Genomic DNA, 17,444 nt, shown 5'->3' on the forward strand with positions numbered 1-17,444 from the left:
AAGGATCGGCGCTCCCCTCATTCGCCCGGCGTTCCGGCCGGCTCAATGCTTAGACCACAGACAGCCCGGAAGACAAAAGAGAAATTATGCAACCTGACGTTGTTTTCTTCGGGGCGCACTCTGCCCACGCCCGATCTTGCGGCGCCGGCCTGCACTGCGGACCGGTCGCGCATGTCGTCCTCAGCCGGCTTTTTCCAGTTCAAACGCGTCGTGCAGCGCCTGCACGGCCAGCTCGGTGTACTTGCGATCGACCAGGACCGAGATCTTGATCTCGGAGGTGGTGATGACCTTGATGTTGATCCCCTCGTCCGACAGCGCCTTGAACATGCGCGCGGCGACCCCGGTGTGGGACCGCATGCCGATGCCCACCACCGAAATCTTGGCGACGGCCGTATCGGCGATCAGCTCGCGATAGTTCAGGACCGCGTCGGCCATGGCCTTTTCCAGCGCCTGCTCGGCGCGGGCCACCTGGTTGGTGGGGCAGGAGAAGGTCATGTCGGTGCGCCCTTCTTCCGAGATGTTCTGGACGATCATGTCCACGTTGACCCCGGCCTCGCTGAGCGCCGAGAAGATCGTCGCGGCGATGCCGGGACGGTCCGCGACCGAGATCAGCGTCAGCTTGGCCTCGTCGCGGGAATGGGCCACACCGGCCACGACATTGGATTCCATGATGTCCTCCTCGGCACAGACGAGCGTGCCGGCATTGTCCGATTGTTCCTCGAAGCTCGACAGAACGCGCAGGCGCACGCCGTAGCGCATCGCCAGCTCGACCGAGCGGGTCTGCAGCACCTTGGCGCCGAGGCTCGCCAGTTCCAGCATTTCCTCGAAGGCGATACGGTCCAGCTTGCGCGCCTTCTCGCAGATCCGCGGGTCGGTGGTATAGACGCCGTCCACGTCGGTGTAGATGTCGCAGCGCACCGCGTCGAAGGCGGCGGCAAAGGCCACGGCGGTGGTGTCGCTGCCACCCCGGCCCAGCGTAGTGATCCGCCCCTCGGGCGAGATCCCCTGGAAGCCGGCGACCACGGCCACCTGCATGCCCTCGGCGAACTTCGCCATGATGTTGTCGGTCGGGATCCCCTCGATCCGCGCGGCGGAATGCGAGGACGAGGTCTGCACCGGCACCTGCCAGCCCTGCCAGCTGCGCGCCGGGACATCCATTTCCTGCAGCGTCAGCGCCATCAGCCCGGCGGTCACGTTCTCGCCCGAGGCCACGACGGCATCGTATTCGCGGGCGTCGAACAGCGGCGAGGTCTCCTCGACCCAGCCGACAAGTTCGTTGGTGCGCCCGGCCATGGCCGAGACGATGACGATGACATTGTGTCCCTTGGCGACCTCGACGCCGACGCGCTTGGCGGCGCGGCGGATCCGGTCGAGGTTGGCAACGGAGGTGCCGCCGAATTTCATGACCAGAACGGACATCGGGGTACAGATCCTTGGGTATTTGGGTCAGGGGCCTCATAAGGCAGCCATGCGCCGGGGGCAAGGCGGGCCGATGCGCCACGATCGCCTCGGCCACGCCCCACCCTGTCGAGCTCGGCGCCTGTCCGCCACGTCGGCGCGACCCACCCGCGTGGCCGAGGCGATCGTGGCACCCCCGGGCGGCATCGCCCTTGCCCTGCGGCTTTGAACGCCCCTGTCGGGATCAGCGCCGGGCCGCGCGCGCGGCGGCCGCGGGGCACGGGGTGGGCGGGTGGGCGTGACCCGTGGGCGACGCGCGCGCGGCCCCTCAGGCCCGGGCCCGGCACACATGGCAGAGGCCACGCGCCGGGCCACAGCGCCCACGAATTAGGCGCCTGCTCCACCACGCACAGGCCCGCCAAGCAACACCCGCCCCGACAGCATCACCCATGTTCGGAAAGTCCAGGCCGCGCCCGTCCAGCTCGGCGCCTCAATAGGCGTGCGGCCGCCCGTCCCAGGTCTCGAAACAGCCCGTCGTCCCGACCGACAGCGCGTCGAACCGCTGGATGAGCCCTTCCGCCGCCTGCTCCGGCGTAAGCTCGGCCGAGGCGCCGCCCATCTCGGTCTGCACCCAGCCCGGATGATAGATCCCCACGGCAAGCCCCTCGTCCTTCAGGTCCGTCGCCAGGTTCCGGCCCAGGTTCAGCACCGCCGCCTTCGACGCACGGTAGATATAGCTGCCCCCCGGCGCCCGCTCCTGAGAGGCCATCTGCGACGAGATGATCGCGATCTTGCCCGCCTCCGCCTGCCGCAACTGCGGCAACAGCGCCCGGATCACCAGGAACACGCCCGTCACGTTCACGGCGAAGCTCTGCGCCCAAAGTTCGGGCTCATACCCGCTCTCCAGCCGCTGCCCCTTCTCCAGGTAGACTCCCGCGTTGCACACCAGCAGGTCGAGCGGCCCCTCGACCGCCTGCGCCATCGCCTCCACCGAGGCCGGGTCGCTCACGTCCAGCGCAAGCTCGGCCGAGCCATCCCGCGCCGTCGCCAGCACCTCGTGGCCTTCGGCGCGGTAGCGCGCCGCCATCTCGGCGCCGATCCCGCGATTGCCGCCGGTAATCAGGATCTTCATGGGGTCAGTTCGTCTTTCGATTGGGCAGGAACGGAAGCGGCGCCACCGGCACCCCCTCCTCCACCAGCTTGCGCGCCTCCTCGGGCCGCGCCTCGCCGTAGATCGCGCGCTCCGGGCTGTCGCCATTGTGGATCGCCCGCGCCTCCGCGGCGAATTCCAGCCCGACGTAATCGGCCTTCTGCTCGACCTGCTTGCGCAAGGCCGCCACGGCCTTCTCGATGTCCGAGGCCGGCGCCTTCAGCGCGCCCTGCCCCGGGCGCGGCGCCTCCTTCGGGCGGCCGTCCGCCGAATCGCGGGACGGCCGCACGCGGGGGGCCATCATCGTCTTGGTCACCTCGGTGGATCCGCAGACAGCGCAGCCGACCATCCCGGCAACAGAGAGCTTGTCGAAGGCTTCAGCCGACTGGAACCAGCTTTCGAATGCATGGCCATCGGCACATTTCAACGAATATCGGATCATTCGGATCTCTCGGAAACTGTTGCCTGATACATAATCCATCCCGGCCCGACATCAAGCCGCGCCGCGCCCCTCGCGGATCATGGCACAGCCCCGCAGCCAAAGCCGCTCAGGAGGCGGGCAGAGGCCGCCCGGAAACCGACAGGCCCGTCTCAGCCCCGGCTCAGCCCAGCCGCATCCGCTCCTGCAGGCGCTCGATCAGCACCTCGCGCGGAACATCGGCCTCGATCGCCAGGCGGCGCAGGCCGAAATGCACATGCGCGATGTCCTGGTAATACTGGGTATAGATGTAGTTCGTCGTGGCCCCCGCCACCGCGCCCAGCACGGGCACCGTCTGTGTCGCCAGCTTCTGGCCCAGCACCGTCGCCAGCCGCGGCGCCACGGCGCTGATCATCTTGCGCACCGTGCCGCCCGTCAGCGTCATCCGCAGCGTGTAGAACCCCAGGTCCGCGCCGTCATCCTGCTCCAGCGGGCCGGCGGCCGACAACACGCGAATGCAATCGAAGGTCACGCTGTCCGCCTCGGGGTCGAACCCCTCGCGCCGCGCCACGTCCTGGATCGCGCGCAGGATCAGCGTGGTGGTCAGCGGCAGCTCAACCAGAGCCGTCGTCGCCCCGCCAAAGCCCCCGGCCGCCCCCAGCGCCGAGGCCACGGCGGTGTTGACCCAGCGTTTCTGGTCCGGCACGGCCGCGCGGCTGCCGCTGGCGGCGCGCATGGAGACGCGCAGCGCCGCCTCGGTCGCGTCGACCAGGTTGTTGCGCACGCCCGCGGGCAGCTTGTCGATCAGCGCGTCGGCCTTGTTTCCCGCAAGATTCAGCATCCGCAGGGCCGGCCCGCTCGCCGCCCGGTACTGGCGCGCCAGCCGGTCAAGCTCGGCCTCGATGTCCACCGGGGTGGCGTGAATGATGTCGGTCATGGCACGATCCTTCATGGATCAAAGATCGGCGCAACCGGGCCCTGTTTCAATGGCCGATGACGATCCACGCCGGTTTACCCGGGGTCAGACGCGGGTTTTCCGCCGAGCTGGGCGGGCCACCACGGGCCTCAGGGCCAGAAGCGCCCGATATGCCTCAGCCCGCCCTGTCCGACGTCATGTCCGACGCCGGATCCCGCCATTTCGTGACAAGACCGCCAATGCCGTCCCAGGCGCCCGGTTCCAGAGCGTGGCCCAGCACGCGGTCGGGGTTCGTGGGCGGCGGCATCTCGACGTTGTCCAGCCTTTCGAACCCGAAACGCCCGTAATAGGGCGCGTCGCCCACCAGCATGACCCGGGCCCAGCCCCGCGACCGCGCGGCATCCAGCCCGCCCTGGATCAGCATGGCGCCCAGCCCTTCGCCCTGGTGCGTCGGGTGCACCGCCACCGGCCCAAGCAGCAGCGCGGGAACCCCTCCGACCAGCACCGGCCAGAACCGGATCGCCCCGGCCAGCGCGCCGGTCTCGTCCCGGGCTGTTCGCGCCAGCTCGCGCACCGGGGCCACGTCATCGCGAAACCGGTAAGAGGACAGAGCCTCGCGTCCGGGCGCAAAGCAGGTGTCGTAGAGAGCTTCGACCTCCCACCAGTCGTCGGGCAGTTCTGCAGAGAGCGATAACAAGGCGGGTCGTGATCCGGGTCTGGGGCTGGCCTTCGCCCTAGCACGCGGGTAACCCGGGGGCAAATCCAAGAGGAGACGTGCATGTTCTACCGCCCCGAAAACGGCCATGGCCTGCCGCACAACCCGTTCAACGCCATCGTCTCGCCGCGCCCGATCGGGTGGATCTCGTCCCGCGATGCGGACGGGGTGCGCAACCTGGCGCCCTATTCCTTTTTCAACGCGGTGGCCTACACGCCGCCGCAGGTGATGTTCGCCTCGACCTCGGCGAAGGACGACCAGGACAACACCAAGGATTCCGTGGCCAATATCCGCGACACCGGGGTGTTCTGCGTGAACATCGTGGAATACGCGGCGCGGGACGTGATGAACCGCACCTCGGCCACCCTGCCGCGCGGGGTCGACGAATTCGACCATGCCGGGATCGAGGCCGCGGCCTGCGAGACGATCGACTGCCACCGCGTGGCCAACGCGCCCGCGTCCCTGGAATGCAGGCTGACCCAGATCGTGGATCTGCCGGGCCAGTCCAACAAGGTGGTCTTCGGCGAAGTCACCGGCGTGCACATGCGCGACGATTGCATGGTGGACGGCCTTTTCGACGTGACCCGGTTCCAGCCCCTGACCCGGCTGGGCTACCGCGACTATTCGGTGATCACCGAGCTCTTCTCGCTCGCACGTCCCGACGATTGAGCGGCTTGAACCCTGCTTTCAGGCTCTGTCGGTGACCTGCCGCGGGCCTGCTTGCAGACATGGGTCAGCGGCATCGCTCGGGCCGGCCGACGGCATGGCAAGACGCGTGCAAAGCGTTACCAAAACGTAAAAACGCCCCCGTAACCCATTGAAAGGTCACGGGGGCGTTCCTGTCCCACGCGTGGGACATCTTTCAGTGCCCGCCGAGGATCCCGGTCCGGACCGAGTAGTTCACCGCCAGCGCGTAATCCGGGTCGTCATCGCTGTCGATCATCAGGTGCCCGGCCTTGTTCAGCAGCCGGTGGCAATCCCGGCTCAGGTGACGCAGCTGGATCTCCTTGCCCTCGGCCTCGTACTTGGCGGCGACATTCTCGATCGCCTGCAGGGCCGACTGGTCGACCACGCGGCTGTCGGCGAAATCCACCACCACGATGGCCGGGTCCGCCTTGGGATCGAAGAGCTCGATGAACCCCTCGGACGAGCCGAAGAACAGCGGCCCCTGCACCTGGTAGACCTTGGCGCCCTCGGGGGTGCGGTAGCTTTTGGCATGGATCCGGCGGGCGTTGTTCCAGGCATAGGCCAGGGCCGAGACGATCACGCCCACGACCACCGCCACGGCGAGATCCTCAAGCACGGTGACCACGGTCACCAGCAGGATCACGAAAGCATCCATCGGCGGCACCCGGCGCATGATCTTGAACGAGTTCCAGGCGAAGGTCCCGATCACCACCATGAACATCACGCCCACCAGCGCGGCCAGCGGGATCTGTTCGATCAGCGGCGAGGCCACGAGGATGAAGAGCAGCAGGAACAGTGCCGCCGCGATCCCCGCGATCCGGGTGCGGCCGCCGGATTTCACGTTGATCATCGACTGCCCGATCATCGCGCAGCCGCCCATGCCGCCGAAGAAGCCGGTGACCGTGTTGGCCAGGCCCTGGGCGATGCATTCCTGGCTGGCCCCGCCGCGCTTGCCGGTCATCTCGCCGACAAGGTTCAGGGTCAGCAGGCTCTCGATCAGGCCGATCGCGGCCAGGATCACCGAATAGGGCAGGATGATCTGCAACGTTTCCCAGGTCAGCGGCACGGCCGGGATGTGGAACGGCGGCAGCCCGCCCTCGATCGAGGCCATGTCGCCCACGCGGGGCACGTCGATGCCGAAGACGATCACGATCAGCGCCACGATGCCGATGCCGGCCAGCGGCGCCGGGATCGCCTTGGTCAGTTTCGGCATCGCCCAGATGATCGCCATGGTCAGCGCCACCAGCCCCAGCATCAGGTAGAGCGGCCCGCCGGTCAGCCATTCGCCGCCAGACATGCCGTGCCCGTTGCTTTCCATGGTGCCCGGCACCTTGAACTGGGTCATCTGCGCCAGGAAGATCACGATCGCCAGCCCGTTCACGAAGCCCAGCATCACCGGATGCGGCACCAGGCGGATGAACTTGCCCCATTGCATGATGCCCGCGAACATCTGCAGGATGCCCATCAGCACCACGGTGGCAAAGAGGTATTCCACCCCGTGCTCGGCCACTAGCGCGACCATGACCACCGCCAGCGCGCCCGTCGCGCCCGAGATCATGCCCGGCCGGCCGCCGAAGACCGCCGTAATCAGCCCGACCATGAACGCCGCATAAAGCCCGACCAGCGGGTGCACCCCGGCGACGAAGGCAAAGGCCACCGCCTCGGGCACCAGCGCCAGCGCCACGGTCAGGCCCGACAGCACGTCGGTGCGGACCTGCGACGGCGTCAGGTCATCCCCGCCGTTCAGGCGGAGGTCGGGAAGGGTCAAACGATTGGTCAGCGCGCCCAGGTTGGAGCGGGGCATGGCAATTCCTGCGATAAAGGGATGTTTGCGATGGCGCTACCGTACGCGCCGCGATGCGGCAACTCCATGCGACCAAAGGGGTAGCGGCCATGCGCGCAGCGCATAGCAGACCCCGTCGCACCATTTCCTATGGCCAGCGCCGAGCCGAATCCCTAGCTTGCGGATAACCAATTATCAACGGCTGAGGTAAAGATGACCACCACCAAGATCGCGGTGATCGGCGGATCGGGGCTTTATGACATCGACGGGCTGGAAGACCAGGAATGGGTCGAGGTCGACACCCCCTGGGGCAAGCCCTCGGATGCGATCCTGACCGGCACGCTCCAGGGCCTGCCGATCTGCTTCCTGCCCCGCCACGGGCGCGGCCACGTGCACGGTCCGACCACGGTGCCCTACCGCGCAAATATCGACGCGCTGAAGCGGCTGGGCGTGACCGACGTGATCTCGATCTCGGCCTGCGGATCCTTCCGCGAGGAGATGGCGCCTGGCGATTTCGTCATCGTCGACCAGTTCATCGACCGCACCTTCGCGCGCGAAAAGAGCTTCTTCGGCACCGGTTGCGCGGCCCATGTCAGCGTCGCCCATCCCACCTGCGACCGTCTGCGCGCGGCCTGCCTGTCGGCGGCTCTGGACGCGACGATCCCGGTGCATGACGGCGGCACCTACCTCGCGATGGAGGGGCCGCAGTTCTCGACCCTGGCGGAATCGAAGCTTTACCGCGACAACTGGGGCTGCGACGTGATCGGCATGACCAACATGCCCGAGGCCAAACTCGCCCGCGAGGCCGAGCTCTGCTATGCTTCGGTGGCGATGATCACCGATTACGACAGCTGGCATCCCGATCACGGCGAGGTCGACGTGACCCGGATCATCGAGACTCTGCACGGCAATGCCGACAAGGCAAAATCGCTTGTTCTGGGACTGCCGGCGGTGCTGAACCATGCGCGCGACACCTGTCCGCATGGCTGCGACCGGGCGCTGGAATATGCGATCCTGACCGCGCCCGAGAAACGCGACCCCGAGGTGCTGGCAAAGCTCGACGCGGTCGCAGGCCGCGTTCTGTGATGGATCCGGCGCTCTGGCTCACCTTCGTTGCGGCTTCGGCGGCGCTGCTGCTGCTGCCGGGGCCGACCGTTCTGCTGGTGCTGAGCTATGCGCTGTCCAAGGGGCGCGGCGTGGCGGTGGCCTGCGCGCTTGGCGTGGCGACGGGGGATTTCATCGCGATGAGTGCCTCGCTGGTGGGGCTGGGGGCGCTGGTGGCGACCTCGGCCACGCTGTTTTCCGTGCTGAAATGGATCGGCGCGGTCTACCTGGTCTGGCTGGGCATCAAGCTGCTGCGCTCGGCGCCAAGCGACGGGCTGGAGGTCACCGCGCGCGAGGTGACGGCGCGCGGGGTCTATGGACATGCGGCCACGGTGACGGCGCTGAACCCGAAATCCATCGCCTTCTTCACCGCCTTCGTGCCGCAGTTCATCCGTCCGGCCGAGCCGCTGGCGCCGCAATTCACGGTGCTGATCGCCACATTCGTCGGGCTCGCCGTGCTGAACACGCTGGCCTACGCGCTGCTGGCCGACCGGCTGCGGCAGGTGATCGGGCGGCCCCGGGTTCTGACCTGGCTGACGCGGGCCGGGGGCAGCACGCTGATCGCCATGGGGGTCATGACCGCCCTGCTGCGGCGCCCCGCGACCTGACGCGACAGATCCGACCGTAGCACCCTGCCCCGCTGCGGGGCCTCTCCGGTCCGGCCGGGGGGGCCGTTCCGGCTCGGCCCGCCGCGTCGCCGGTGTCTTCGCCTGATCTTTTATCGATCTGCGGGAACAAACCCCGTTCAGGCGTCGTTCTCCTTCATGAATTTCCGGATAAAACCGCGGATTTCGCGCGCTGCGCTGGTGTCGAGCTTCTTGCAGAGATCGACAAAGGCGTCGCGCTCGTCCTTGTCCAGACGCAGGACCAGCTGGCTGTTCTTTTTCCCAGCCTTGTCTGACTTCTTGTTCACGTCTTTTTCGTCCTCGTCTTGACTTTGCGCACAGGCAATGTATATACACTGCATATACAAATGATGGTCAATCCAAATACCTATACGCAAAGGAAAAGAAAATGTCACTTCTCACCGCATCCCAGATGCTGACCCGCGACCGCATGGACTGGAACAAGCCGCACCTGACGTGGATTTCGGCAAAGCTCTATCGCCTGTTCCGCGATTGCTGATTGCCGAAGGCGGTGCTTGCAAAGGCGTCCGCCTTGGGCCAAACCTCTGATCGCCCGAGCGACAAGAGCGACAGAGGAGGGTGTCATGCCCAACCAGACATCCGTGAAGGATTACATCCGGACGATCGTCGATTTCCCGCACGAGGGGATCCTGTTCCGGGACGTCACCACCCTGTTCGCAGATCCGCGCGGCTTCCGCATGGCCATCGACCAGATGTTGCACCCCTACGCGGGGATGCGCATCGACAAGGTCGTGGGGCTGGAGGCGCGCGGCTTCATCCTGGGCGGCGCCATCGCGCACCAGCTGAGCGTCGGCTTCGTGCCGGTGCGCAAGAAGGGCAAGCTGCCGGGCACCACGATCTCCGAGGACTACACGCTGGAATACGGCGAGGCGGTTGTCGAACTGCATGACGACGCGATCGCGGCCGGAGAGAAGGTGCTGGTGGTCGATGACCTGCTGGCCACCGGCGGCACGGCGGCAGCCGGCATCAAGCTGGTCGAACGGCTGGGCGGAGAGATCGTCGGCTGCGCCTTCGTCATCGACCTGCCGGATCTTGGCGGGCGCAAGAAGCTGGAGGCGCTCGGCATGGACGTGCATTGCCTCTGCGCGTTCGAGGGGCTCTGAGAGACCCCACACGGATACGGAGCCGCCCCGGAAGGGGCGGAGACGGCCCCTAGCCCCGCAGCACTGCACCGGGGTTCATGATGCCCGCAGGGTCCAGCGCCGCCTTGATCGCGCGCATCGCCATCAGCTTCGTCGGATCGCCATAACGCTCCAGGTCCCCGACCTTGGCGCGCCCGACCCCGTGCTCGGCGCTGAAGGAGCCTTCGTACCGCGCGACCAGGTCATGCACGAGCCCGGTGACCTCGGGCGCGGCCTTGCGCGCCTCGTCCCGGTCCTGCCCGGGGGCAGGAAAGATATTGTAGTGCAGGTTGCCGTCGCCCACGTGACCGAAACAATTGATCCGGTAGGGCCCAAGCGCCGCGATCGCCGCATCGGCCTCGGCAATGAAGTCCGGCAGCGCGCTCAGGGGAAGCGAGATGTCATGGCTTGCGACGGCGCCGATCAGGCGGTTGCCCTCGGGGATGTTCTCGCGCACGTTCCAGAAGTCATCGCGCTGCGCCGCGCTCTGGGCGATCAGCCCGTCGGTGACAAGGCCCGCCTCGAACGCCGCCTCGAAAAGGCCTGCCAGCGCCTCCTCCGGGTCCAGACCGGCGGCCAGCCCGACCTCGATCAGCACCGACCAGGTCGGCGGCTCGTCCCAGGGCAGGCGCACCTGCGGCAGGGTCTCGGCCAGGAAATCCATCCCCTGCCGGTGGATCAGCTCGAAGGCCGAGATCGCCTCTCCCAACCGGCCGCGCGCCATTGACAGAAGGCGCAGCGCGGCCTGCGGGTCAGTCACGGCCAGGAAGGCTGTCCCCTGCCCCGCCGGGACCGGTGAAAGCTTCAGCGCGGCGGCGGTGATGATACCCAGCGTGCCCTCGGCCCCGACCAGCAGGTTGCGCAGGTCGTAGCCGGTGTTGTCCTTCCTCAGCCGCCTGAGCCCCTGCAGGATCGACCCGTCGGGCAGCACCGCCTCGATCCCGAGGCACAGATCCCGGGCCGAGCCGTAGCGCAGCACGTTGACGCCGCCGGCATTGGTCGACAGCGTCCCGCCGATCCGGGCCGAACCTTCGGCGGCGAGCGAGAGCGGGAAAAGACGGTCGGCCTCCTGCGCGGCGGCCTGCACGTCGGCCAGGATCGCGCCGGCCTCGGCGATCAGCACGAATTCCTCCGGGTAGACGGCACGGATGCGATCCATCCGCTCCAGCGACAGGATCAGCGGCGCGGGCCCATGCTGCGCGACCTGCCCGCCGACCAGACCGGTGCCGCCGCCATAGGGCACCACGGGTACGCCCGCGCGGGCGGCGGCGGTGATCAGGATGGCGACCTCCTCGGTGCTGTGCGGCAGGGCCAGCAGGCCGGGCGTTCCGGGGTACTTGCCCCGGGGCTCTTCCATGTAACGGGTCTCGGCCGGGCGCAGGCGGTCGCGCGGCAGATCAAGGCGTTCGGCAAAGGCCGCATCGGCAGGGGACAGTGTCATGATGCGGTTTAGAGCGCGGAACGCCCCGAAGGGCAAGACAGCGCTCTGTCGCGTCCGGCGCGGGCGGCGGGCGTGGTCAATCCTCCGCCGCCGGCGCGGACAGAAAGTCCGGCTGCAGCACCACGATGGTCGGCCGGTCCGGCAGGGTCCTGAGCGAGACCTCGATCGACGACGTGCCGGGCACCTCGATCGCGAATTCGTCCTGCATGCCAACAAGAAATGCCTCGAGCGAATAGCCCGAGAACCAGTGCATCGGGATTACGACAGAGGATTTCAGGCGTTTCAACGTCGCCATCATCTCGGGCAGCGGCAGGGTCATGCCGCCGTCGACCGGGGCCATGACCACGTCGAGCCGGCCGAGGGCGGCGAATTGTTCGTCGTTGGGAATGTGGTGCAGATGGCCCAGGTGGCCGATGCAGAGCCCCTCGACCTCGAAGACGAAGATTGAATTGCCGTTCTCCTCGACCCCGCCGCCATAGGGCGACCGGATGTCGGTTGAGACGTTGCGGATCAGCATCTCGCCCAGGTCGAGGTAATGGTCGACGCCCTCGCCGAAAACGCCCCAGCCTTCCATCACGTGGGGGATCGCCGGATCGGGGGCGGAGGTCCAGTGCGAGGAATGGGCGTGGTTCATGGTGACGATGTCGGGGATCAGCGGGGCGGTGCCGATATAGCCGGTGTAATCCGTCACGGCGGTCAGCCCGCCGCGGGTCTGCAGCAGAAAGCTGGCGTGGCTGATGTAATGCAGCCGGACGGTGTAGTCGGGAAGCGGATCGGTCCAGGCGGCCTTGTGTAGGTATTCGAGCCCGGGCGCGGCATCGGCGATGGCGATGCAATGGCTCGGGCGGCGGGCCTGCTCCTGCGCGGAGACAGAGCCTGCGGCGAGCGCGCCGAGGCCTGCAAGAAGGCAGAGAAGATGGCGCATGATCAGTCCCCCCGGTGTTACCAAGGGTAAGCTTAGGTCCGGGGCGGACCAAGGCCAGAAAATCCGGCCCTGCTCAAGCGGTCGTGACCGCGTGACCCTTGCGGTGCCTAGCCCGGGGGCGCGCGGTGGGGTGAAACCCCACCCTACGGTGGGTGGCGAAGGACCAGAGCGCGCGCGGACCGTCGAGACGACAGCACCTCACCGCCCGGCCTCCCGTGCGGCGGGTGCGCGCCCTCAGCCGACGTCGGTCTTGCCGCGGCGGTCGGAGCGGAGCGCGGCATAGAGCACGTGGGTGCGCCAGCGGCCGTCGATCTGCAGGTAGCTTTGCGCAACGCCTTCGTACTTGAAGCCCGAGCTTTCAAGCAGCCCGCGCGAGGCGGCGTTCTCGGGCAGGCAGGCGGCCTCGATCCGCGACAGGTCGAGCCGGGTGAAGGCGAAATGCACCACCCCGCCGATCGCCTCGCGCATGTAGCCCAGCCGGGCAAAGGGCTTGCCCGTCCAGTAGCCCAGCGTACCGGCCTGCGCCGGGCCGCGCCGGATGTTGTCCAGCGTGATCGCCCCCACCAGAACCTCGTCCTCGCGCCGGAACAGGAACAGCGGCAGGGCCGAGCCCGAGGCGACCGAGCGCTGCGCCCAGTAGACCCGGTTGGTGAACGCCTTGCGCGTCAGGTGATCGGGCGCCCAGGTGGGTTCCCATTGCACGAGGTAGTCGTGGCTTTCCCGCCGCAGCGACGTCCAGGCGCGGAAATCCGAATGGTTGGGCGGACGGAGCGTGAGGCGCTCCGTTTCGATCTTCAGTTTCCGTTTGGTCAGCAACATGCCCGTGACACCCTGCCCGCCGTCACGCGGTGCGCAGCTCCTGCATCTCGGCCAGGCTCGGCGCGCCGTCGATCGGCCCGTAGAGCGCCAGGGCGGCAGGTGCCGTCACGGCCATGTCCTCGGCGAAGGCGCGCACGTCCTCGGTGGTCACGGCGTCGATCTTGGCGACGGAGTCCTCAAGTGGCGGCACCTTGTTCCAGATCTGCACCAGCCGCGCGAGCCGCTCGGCCCGGTTCGACGGGCTTTCCAGCCCCATCAGCATGCCGGCCTTCATCTGGGCGCGGGCACGGGCGACCTCGACCTCGCTCAGGTCGTCGGCGGCGCGCTTCATTTCCTGGATGGTGATCCGGGCCAGGTCGCGGACCTCGTCCCCGCTGGTGCCGGCGTAGATCGTCGTGGTGCCGGTATCGCCATAGGCGCCGGTCTGAGCAAAGATCGTGTAACACAGCCCCCGGTTCTCGCGCACCTCCTGGAACAGGCGCGAGGACATCCCCCCGCCGAGCGCGCAGGAATAGATCTGCGAGGTATAGATCCGGTCGTCGCGATAGCCGGGCCCTTCGAAGGCCAGCGCGAAATGCGCCTGCTCCAGCGGTTTGGAACGCCGGATCTCGCCCCCGGTGAAATGCGCGAGCTCGACATCGGTGCCGGATTTCGGGGTCAGGTGGCCGAACAGATCCTCGGCCAGCTTCACCAGCACGTCGTGGTCGACGGCACCGGCGGCGGCGATGATCATGTGTTCGGGGCGGTAATGCTCGTCGACGAAGGCGGCCAGGTCGTCCTTGTTGAACTTGCCCACCCGCTCGGCCGGGCCGAGGATCGTGCGGCCCAGCGGCTGATCGCGATAGCTTTCCTCCTGCAGCCAGTCGAAGATCACGTCGTCGGGCGTGTCATAGGCCTGACCGATCTCCTGCAGGATAACGCCACGCTCGACCTCGATCTCGCGCGCGTCGAAGACCGGGTTCAGCACGATGTCGGAAATCACGTCCATCGCCAGCGGCACGTCCTGCTTCAGGACGCGGGCGTAATAGGCCGTGACCTCGCGCGAGGTATAGGCGTTGATGTAGCCACCGACATCCTCGATCGCCTCGGCGATCTGCAGGGCCGACCGGGTCTTCGTGCCCTTGAAGGCCATGTGTTCGAGGAAATGCGCGATGCCATTCTGTTCGATCCGCTCGTGGCGTCCACCGGCGGCAACCCAGACCCCGATGGAGGCGGATTGCAGGCTTGGCATCACTTCGCTGACGATGCGGACGCCGTTCGGAAGCCGGTCCAGTCTGACAGTCAATTCGCAATTTGCTCCGTAATAAATGCCTCGACCGAGCCCAGGTCGTTGGCGATCCGGGTCAGTCGTTCCGAACGTTCATACAGGTCTGCCATCCGGGGGGGAAGGGGCGGAAAGACGCCGCTGGCCGCTTCCACCGCGTCAGGGAACTTGGCGGGATGGGCGGTGGCCAGCGTGATCATCGGCACGGCCGGGTCGCGTTTCTCGTTCGCGACCTTCACGCCGACGGCGGAATGCGGGCACAGCAGCTCTCCGCTGGCTTCCAGCGTGGCGCGGATCGTGGCGCGGGTCTCGTCCTCGGAGGCGCGGCCGGAGGTGAAGGTCTCCTGCAGCATCTCGAGCGCACCCTGGCTGACGTCGAAGCCGCCCTGCTTGAGTTCGTCCATCAGCTGCGCCACCGCGCGGCCGTCGCGGCCATAGGCGTCAAACAGCACCCGTTCGAAGTTGGAGCTGACCTGGATGTCCATCGAGGGGCTGATCGACGGAACCGTGGGGCCCTTGTGATAGCCCTGCCCTTGGATGCAACGGTGCAGGATGTCGTTCTGGTTGGTCGCGACCACCAGCTGTTCGATCGGCAGGCCCATGCGCCCGGCGATGTAGCCGGCGAAGATGTCGCCGAAGTTTCCGGTGGGCACGGTGAAGCTGACCTTGCGGTAGGGCGCGCCGAGGCTCACGGCGGAGGAGAAGTAATAGACGACCTGCGCCAGAACCCGCGCCCAGTTGATCGAGTTCACACCCGCCAGCCGCACCCGGTCGCGGAACTCGAAATCGTTGAACATGTCCTTCACCAGCGCCTGGCAATCGTCGAAATCGCCATCGACGGCCAGGGCACGGACATTGCCCTCGACGGGCGTGGTCATCTGGCGGCGCTGCACTTCGGAGACGCGGCCATGGGGGAAGAGGATGAAGACATCCACGTTCTCAAGCCCCTTGAACGCCTCGATCGCGGCCGAGCCCGTATCGCCCGAGGTGGCGCCGACGATGGTCACCCGTTCGCCGGCACGGGCCAGCGAGACCTGGAACATCTGCCCGATCAGCTGCATCGCGAAGTCCTTGAAGGCCAGGGTCGGCCCGTGGAACAGCTCGAGCAGGAAGTGGTTGCTGTCCAGTTGCTTCAGCGGCGCGCGGGCGACATGGCCGAAATCGGCATAGGCGCGGGCGATGATGTCCTCGAACTCGTCGTCGGTGAAGGTGTCGCCGACAAAGGGTCGCATGATGCGAAAGGCGGTTTCCTCGTAGGGCAGCCCGCTCAGCGCGGCGATGTCGTCCGCGCTCATCTGCGGGATCTCGCCGGGCACGTAAAGCCCGCCGTCGCGGGCAAGCCCGGTCAGCATCGCCTGTTCGAAGGTCAGTTCCGGCGCCATGCCGCGGGTGGAGATATAGCTCATGTCGTTGGGCCCTTGGGTTCGGAGGCGCGCAGGCGCCGGGCGAAGAACCAGGTCATCACCACCCAGACGAGGGCCAGCAGGAACCAGGTAATCGCGTATTGCAGGTGATCGTTCGGAATGCCGGACGTGTCCACCGGCATCGGCAGGATGGTCGGATCGGTGCGTGTGGCGGCGATCAGCAGGACCGGCTCGGTCCCCAGCTCGGCGGCCATCGACGTGACGTCGCGGGCAAACCACAGGCGCGCCTCGGGATCCGGGTCGGGGGTGAACCCGTCGACCTCGTCCGGCCAGTGCAGGTTGCCGGTGATCTCGGCCGCTCCGGTGCTGCGCGGGGTGTCTTCGTCGGTGATCTCGAGGAAGCCGCGATCCAGAAGGATCGTCCGGCCCCCGACCCGGAAGGGCGCGATCACGCGGTAGCCGGGACCCACCTTTTTCAGCGAGGCCAGCACCAGGATCTCGTCGTCCAGGATCTCTCCCTCGACGATGACGGGCAGGAAGGGCGTTGTCGCGGGCGTGGGATTGTCCGGCAGGGGCACCGGGGCGGCGCCGATCTCGGACTCGATCCGGGCCAGCATGTCCTCTTTCCAGGCCAGCCGCTGCATCTGCCATACGCCCAGCCAGACCAGCGTGGCGGTGCCGGCCAGCCCGATCAGCAACAGGAAGAGAATGCGGCGCATGGGAAGGTCTTCTTGGGTGTTACGGTGAGAGGGATCGGGTGGCGGGGTATCTGGCGGGCCGTCCTCTGGAAAATGCAAAAGCGCGCGGAGATCTCCGCGCGCTTCGCTTGTGTCGGGTTGGCGGATGATTTTCAACCGCCAATCAGTGATCAGAGCAGCGAGACGCCCCAGAGGTAGATGGCGAAGAAGAGGAACAGCCACACCACGTCGACGAAGTGCCAGTACCAGGCGGCGGCCTCGAAGCCGATGTGGCTTTCGGGGGTGAAATCGCCCTTGGACGACCGCAGGAAGCAGATGAACAGGAAGATCGTGCCGATGATCACGTGGAAGCCGTGGAAACCGGTGGCCATGAAGAAGTTCGAGTAGAACTCGTCCCCGCCGAATTCCCAGCCCTCGTGGGCCAGCAGTTCGTAATATTCGAAGGCCTGCAGCGCGGTAAAGAACAGGCCCAGCACCACGGCGATCAGCAGGCCCTGCACGAGCGGCTTGCGAATGTTGCCATGGACCAGCGAATGGTGTGCCCAGGTCACGGCGCAGCCCGAAAGCAGAAGCACCAGGGTGTTCATCAGCGGCAGGTGGAAGGCATCGACCGGGTGGATCAGCGGCGCCTCATAGGTGCTGCCGAAATAATCCTGCATCGGGTAGATGGCGTGCTTGAAGAAGGACCAGAACCAGGCCGCGAAGAACATCACCTCGGACATGATGAAGAGGATGAAGCCATAGCGCAGGCCGATGCGGACGACGGGCGTATGGTCGCCGGCATGCTCTTCGGCGATGGTTTCGCTCCACCAGGCGTACATGGTGTAAAGCGTCAGCGCGAAGCCGATGAGGCAGAGCCATGCGCCGCTGCCATGCATCCACAGCACGGCGCCGAAAAGCATCATGAACGCGGCGACCGCCGCGACGAGCGGCCAGATCGACGGTTGCAGAATGTGGAAATCGTGGTTCTTAGCGTGTGCCATCGGCGTTGTCC

Annotated in this window: 18 protein-coding genes; 4 read left to right on the forward strand and 14 right to left on the reverse strand. The window is 66.9% G+C overall.

Annotation, left to right across the window (positions count from 1 at the left end):
* Positions 1 to 180 precede the first annotated feature (180 nt).
* The 5 genes from ATO3_RS20590 to ATO3_RS20610 all read right to left on the reverse strand — a co-directional run bounded on the left by ATO3_RS20590 (position 181) and on the right by ATO3_RS20610 (position 4,579).
* The gene (locus ATO3_RS20590) at positions 181 to 1,419 is read right to left on the reverse strand and encodes an aspartate kinase (protein WP_088651794.1); all 1,239 of its coding nucleotides are present in this window, start codon (positions 1,417 to 1,419) and stop codon (positions 181 to 183) included.
* A 469-nt stretch (positions 1,420 to 1,888) separates the two neighbouring features.
* A complete protein-coding gene (locus ATO3_RS20595) occupies positions 1,889 to 2,530 on the reverse strand; it encodes an SDR family oxidoreductase (RefSeq protein WP_088651795.1) in 642 nt (213 codons plus the stop codon).
* A 4-nt stretch (positions 2,531 to 2,534) separates the two neighbouring features.
* Positions 2,535 to 2,990 carry a DUF1178 family protein gene (locus ATO3_RS20600; protein WP_088651796.1) on the reverse strand — a complete coding sequence of 152 codons (456 nt, stop codon included), beginning with the start codon at positions 2,988 to 2,990 and terminating at the stop codon, positions 2,535 to 2,537.
* Between the two features lie 160 nt (positions 2,991 to 3,150).
* Complete coding sequence (locus tag ATO3_RS20605; RefSeq protein WP_088651797.1) at positions 3,151 to 3,903, reverse strand: EcsC family protein; 753 nt, start codon at positions 3,901 to 3,903, stop codon at positions 3,151 to 3,153.
* A gap of 154 nt (positions 3,904 to 4,057) precedes the next feature.
* Positions 4,058 to 4,579, reverse strand: coding sequence for a GNAT family N-acetyltransferase (locus tag ATO3_RS20610; protein ID WP_088651798.1), 522 nt, complete (start codon positions 4,577 to 4,579; stop codon positions 4,058 to 4,060).
* 81 nt (positions 4,580 to 4,660) lie between these two features.
* Here ATO3_RS20610 and ATO3_RS20615 point away from each other — a divergent pair, with 81 nt between their 5' ends.
* A complete protein-coding gene (locus ATO3_RS20615; RefSeq protein WP_088651799.1) occupies positions 4,661 to 5,266 on the forward strand; it encodes a flavin reductase family protein in 606 nt (201 codons plus the stop codon).
* A gap of 193 nt (positions 5,267 to 5,459) precedes the next feature.
* Here the strand turns inward: ATO3_RS20615 and ATO3_RS20620 are convergent, their stop codons facing one another.
* Complete coding sequence (locus tag ATO3_RS20620) at positions 5,460 to 7,088, reverse strand: SulP family inorganic anion transporter (RefSeq protein WP_088651800.1); 1,629 nt, start codon at positions 7,086 to 7,088, stop codon at positions 5,460 to 5,462.
* Positions 7,089 to 7,280: 192 nt separating this feature from the next.
* On the opposite strand from ATO3_RS20620, the gene ATO3_RS20625 reads away from it, so the two are divergent.
* On the forward strand, positions 7,281 to 8,153 hold the full coding sequence (locus ATO3_RS20625) for an S-methyl-5'-thioadenosine phosphorylase (RefSeq protein WP_088651801.1): 873 nt from the start codon (positions 7,281 to 7,283) through the stop codon (positions 8,151 to 8,153).
* Entirely contained in the window at positions 8,153 to 8,779 is a 627-nt protein-coding gene (locus ATO3_RS20630; protein WP_088651802.1) for a LysE family translocator, read from the forward strand. The genes ATO3_RS20625 and ATO3_RS20630 overlap by 1 nt, the downstream gene beginning before the upstream one ends.
* A 137-nt stretch (positions 8,780 to 8,916) precedes the next feature.
* Here the strand turns inward: ATO3_RS20630 and ATO3_RS20635 are convergent, their stop codons facing one another.
* Positions 8,917 to 9,084 carry a hypothetical protein gene (locus ATO3_RS20635; RefSeq protein WP_198963329.1) on the reverse strand — a complete coding sequence of 56 codons (168 nt, stop codon included), beginning with the start codon at positions 9,082 to 9,084 and terminating at the stop codon, positions 8,917 to 8,919.
* Between the two features lie 297 nt (positions 9,085 to 9,381).
* On the opposite strand from ATO3_RS20635, the gene ATO3_RS20640 reads away from it, so the two are divergent.
* Positions 9,382 to 9,921 carry an adenine phosphoribosyltransferase gene (locus ATO3_RS20640; RefSeq protein WP_088651804.1) on the forward strand — a complete coding sequence of 180 codons (540 nt, stop codon included), beginning with the start codon at positions 9,382 to 9,384 and terminating at the stop codon, positions 9,919 to 9,921.
* A gap of 49 nt (positions 9,922 to 9,970) precedes the next feature.
* Here the strand turns inward: ATO3_RS20640 and ATO3_RS20645 are convergent, their stop codons facing one another.
* From ATO3_RS20645 to ATO3_RS20675, 7 genes are all read right to left on the reverse strand, one after another.
* Complete coding sequence (locus tag ATO3_RS20645; RefSeq protein WP_088651873.1) at positions 9,971 to 11,380, reverse strand: FAD-binding oxidoreductase; 1,410 nt, start codon at positions 11,378 to 11,380, stop codon at positions 9,971 to 9,973.
* A gap of 76 nt (positions 11,381 to 11,456) precedes the next feature.
* Positions 11,457 to 12,305: an MBL fold metallo-hydrolase gene (locus ATO3_RS20650; RefSeq protein ID WP_088651805.1), complete on the reverse strand. Its 849-nt coding sequence runs from the start codon at positions 12,303 to 12,305 to the stop codon at positions 11,457 to 11,459.
* A 234-nt stretch (positions 12,306 to 12,539) separates the two neighbouring features.
* The gene (locus ATO3_RS20655) at positions 12,540 to 13,124 is read right to left on the reverse strand and encodes a GNAT family N-acetyltransferase (protein WP_088651806.1); all 585 of its coding nucleotides are present in this window, start codon (positions 13,122 to 13,124) and stop codon (positions 12,540 to 12,542) included.
* Between the two features lie 22 nt (positions 13,125 to 13,146).
* The gene (locus tag ATO3_RS20660; protein WP_088651807.1) at positions 13,147 to 14,409 is read right to left on the reverse strand and encodes a M16 family metallopeptidase; all 1,263 of its coding nucleotides are present in this window, start codon (positions 14,407 to 14,409) and stop codon (positions 13,147 to 13,149) included.
* Positions 14,406 to 15,794, reverse strand: a complete 1,389-nt coding sequence (gene thrC / locus ATO3_RS20665; protein ID WP_088651808.1) for a threonine synthase — start codon at positions 15,792 to 15,794, stop codon at positions 14,406 to 14,408. The genes ATO3_RS20660 and thrC overlap by 4 nt, the downstream gene beginning before the upstream one ends.
* Positions 15,791 to 16,471: an SURF1 family protein gene (locus tag ATO3_RS20670; protein WP_088651809.1), complete on the reverse strand. Its 681-nt coding sequence runs from the start codon at positions 16,469 to 16,471 to the stop codon at positions 15,791 to 15,793. The genes thrC and ATO3_RS20670 overlap by 4 nt, the downstream gene beginning before the upstream one ends.
* A 149-nt stretch (positions 16,472 to 16,620) precedes the next feature.
* Positions 16,621 to 17,433 carry a cytochrome c oxidase subunit 3 gene (locus tag ATO3_RS20675; protein WP_088651810.1) on the reverse strand — a complete coding sequence of 271 codons (813 nt, stop codon included), beginning with the start codon at positions 17,431 to 17,433 and terminating at the stop codon, positions 16,621 to 16,623.
* Between the last annotated feature and the right edge of the window lie 11 nt (positions 17,434 to 17,444).

Origin of the sequence: Marinibacterium profundimaris (genome assembly GCF_002210095.1) — a bacterium.
GTDB classification, from domain to species: Bacteria; Pseudomonadota; Alphaproteobacteria; order Rhodobacterales; family Rhodobacteraceae; genus Marinibacterium; species Marinibacterium profundimaris.

Coding starts and splice junctions, on each gene's coding strand:
- ATO3_RS20590 (WP_088651794.1), bottom strand. CDS start 1,419: ATGTCCGTTCTGGTCATGAAATTCGGCGGCACCTCCGTTGCCAACCTC.
- ATO3_RS20595 (WP_088651795.1), bottom strand. CDS start 2,530: ATGAAGATCCTGATTACCGGCGGCAATCGCGGGATCGGCGCCGAGATG.
- ATO3_RS20600 (WP_088651796.1), bottom strand. CDS start 2,990: ATGATCCGATATTCGTTGAAATGTGCCGATGGCCATGCATTCGAAAGC.
- ATO3_RS20605 (WP_088651797.1), bottom strand. CDS start 3,903: ATGACCGACATCATTCACGCCACCCCGGTGGACATCGAGGCCGAGCTT.
- ATO3_RS20615 (WP_088651799.1), top strand. CDS start 4,661: ATGTTCTACCGCCCCGAAAACGGCCATGGCCTGCCGCACAACCCGTTC.
- ATO3_RS20620 (WP_088651800.1), bottom strand. CDS start 7,088: ATGCCCCGCTCCAACCTGGGCGCGCTGACCAATCGTTTGACCCTTCCC.
- ATO3_RS20625 (WP_088651801.1), top strand. CDS start 7,281: ATGACCACCACCAAGATCGCGGTGATCGGCGGATCGGGGCTTTATGAC.
- ATO3_RS20630 (WP_088651802.1), top strand. CDS start 8,153: ATGGATCCGGCGCTCTGGCTCACCTTCGTTGCGGCTTCGGCGGCGCTG.
- ATO3_RS20640 (WP_088651804.1), top strand. CDS start 9,382: ATGCCCAACCAGACATCCGTGAAGGATTACATCCGGACGATCGTCGAT.
- ATO3_RS20645 (WP_088651873.1), bottom strand. CDS start 11,380: ATGACACTGTCCCCTGCCGATGCGGCCTTTGCCGAACGCCTTGATCTG.
- ATO3_RS20650 (WP_088651805.1), bottom strand. CDS start 12,305: ATGCGCCATCTTCTCTGCCTTCTTGCAGGCCTCGGCGCGCTCGCCGCA.
- ATO3_RS20655 (WP_088651806.1), bottom strand. CDS start 13,124: ATGTTGCTGACCAAACGGAAACTGAAGATCGAAACGGAGCGCCTCACG.
- thrC (WP_088651808.1), bottom strand. CDS start 15,794: ATGAGCTATATCTCCACCCGCGGCATGGCGCCGGAACTGACCTTCGAA.
- ATO3_RS20670 (WP_088651809.1), bottom strand. CDS start 16,471: ATGCGCCGCATTCTCTTCCTGTTGCTGATCGGGCTGGCCGGCACCGCC.
- ATO3_RS20675 (WP_088651810.1), bottom strand. CDS start 17,433: ATGGCACACGCTAAGAACCACGATTTCCACATTCTGCAACCGTCGATC.